The sequence below is a fragment of the uncultured Marinobacter sp. genome (assembly GCF_963974375.1).
Classification (GTDB): domain Bacteria; phylum Pseudomonadota; class Gammaproteobacteria; order Pseudomonadales; family Oleiphilaceae; genus Marinobacter.
Genome location: NZ_CAXBDN010000420.1, coordinates 1 through 2,098, shown reverse-complemented (window position 1 = coordinate 2,098; position 2,098 = coordinate 1). Strand labels below are relative to the sequence as shown.

2 protein-coding genes are annotated in these 2,098 nt (G+C 63.0%); both read left to right on the top strand.

The window, feature by feature from the left end:
• On the top strand, window positions 1-677 hold a 677-nt coding region (locus AAC035_RS20950), incomplete at its 5' end, for an efflux RND transporter periplasmic adaptor subunit (protein WP_339807053.1).
• The coding region (locus AAC035_RS20945) for an efflux RND transporter permease subunit (protein WP_339807052.1) at window positions 677-2,098 on the top strand (1,422 nt) is incomplete at its 3' end. The genes AAC035_RS20950 and AAC035_RS20945, both read left to right, overlap by 1 nt.

Genomic DNA, 2,098 nt, shown 5'->3' with positions numbered 1-2,098 from the left:
CCGCTGCAGCTGCGCTGGCAAGGCTCCAGGCCGTGGAGCAGCGGTTGCAGGTGGTGCTGGCACGGCATCGGATAACCGCTCCGTTCGACGGCGTGGTCAGTGAACGCTCCCGGGATCTTGGCGAATGGGTCACCCCCGGCGATGCCCTGCTGACTCTGGTGGACACCCGCAACCTGCGTCTTGATTTCAGAGTTCCCCAGGATTATTTCAGGCAGCTGACCGCAGAAGGCGAAGCCCGGCTTTCGGTGCGGACGCCGGGTGCCGGGCAGGAGCTGGTGGCGGTGGACATTGACACCGTAGTGCCGGTGACGGATCCCCAGGCCAGGACCTTCCTGATCCGGGCTGTTGGTAGCCGCGACCTTGACCTGATGCCCGGCATGTCCGTGCGGGGCCAACTGAGGGTGGCGGTGAACCGGGATGGCCTGACCATTCCACGGGATGCGCTGAACCGCTATCCGGACGGCCGGGTGACCGTCTGGATCGCGGAGCCGGCCGATGATGAGGGTCAGTATCAGGTCCGCGAGAAGCGGGTTCGCACGGGCACCGGGTTCGGCGACCGGGTTGAGATCACCGATGGGCTGGAGGGTGGCGAACAACTGGTGAGCCGTGGCAATGAAGCGCTCGATGAGGGCATGACGGTGACAACGGCAGAGAGCGGTGACGGGAGCGGACGCTGATGTTTGCAACCATTATCCGTCAGGGCACCCTGGTTGCCGTGATCACGCTGATTCTGCTGATTATCGGTATCGCCGCTGCCCTGAGAATTCCGGTGCAGATGATCCCCGATCTGGAAACCCGGGTGATTACCGTAGAGACCAGCTGGCCGGGAGCAACACCCCAGGATATCGAAAAGGAGATTCTGGTCGAGCAGGAGCGCTACCTGCGCAATGTGCCCAACCTGGCGCGAATGACCGCAACCGCCTCCAGCGGCAGCTCTGAAATCGAGCTGGAATTCCCGTTCGGCGTCGACATTACCGAAACCCTGATCCAGGTCAACAACGCCCTCAGTCAGGTACCGTCCTACCCCCGTAATGTGGACCAGCCCCGCATAGTGGCGGCGTCCTTCTCCGCCAATGCTTTCATGTATTTCCGCATGTCCACCTTGCCGGATAACCCCAGGGAACTGGATATTCTGCTGATGCGGGACTTTATCGAGGACCGGGTGCGGCCCCGCATGGAGAGTATCCCGGGTGTGTCCGAGGTGACGGTGGGCGGTGGTGCCGACCGGCAGATGCAGATCCGGGTGGACGAGGCGCGTCTGGCGGACCGGGGACTGACCCTGCTGGATCTGCGGGATGCCATTACCAGTCGCAACCAGGACATCTCCGGCGGTGAGGTGGACTCTGGCAAGCGTCGCTACCTGTTGCGCACCGTGGGCCGTTTCGAACGGCTGGAAGACCTTGAACAACTGGTGGTGTCCCGCTCTGGCGACAGCATCACCCGGCTGTCCGATGTGGCTGAGGTGAGCCAGGGCAGCTCCCGGTTACGGCAACTGTCCATGGTCAACGGTCAGCAGGTGATCGGTCTGCAGGTGCGCCGGGAAGGGGGCGCCAACGTCATCGATATCAAACGCGCCATGCTGGCAGAGGTGGCCGCCCTGAACGAAGACCTGCTGGCGCCGGAAGGGCTGGAGCTGGCCCTGACCTCCGATGATGTCCGCTATGTGGAAGCCTCAATCGCCAACGTCTGGACCAACCTGGGCATCGGTGCGGTGTTTGCCACCCTGGTGATGTTTCTGTTCCTGCGCTCCTCCCGCGCCACCTTTGTGGGCGTGATCGGCGTGCCTCTGTGTGCCATTGCGGCCTTCCTCGGGTTGCTGCTGACCGGGCGCACCATCAACGTGATCTCGCTGGCGGGTATCGCCTTTGCCATCGGCATGACCATGGATAACAGCATTGTGGTGCTGGAAAACATCGAGCGCCACCGCCGCCTGGGGCTTGATCGCTTTGAATCGGCCCTGCGTGGGGTCAGGGAGGTCTGGCCAGCGGTGCTCGCCTCCACCATGACCACCATCCTGGTGTTCCTGCCGATCCTGTTTATTGAAGAGGAGGCGGGGCAGCTGTACTCCGATGTGGCAATCGCCATTTCCGCGGCCATC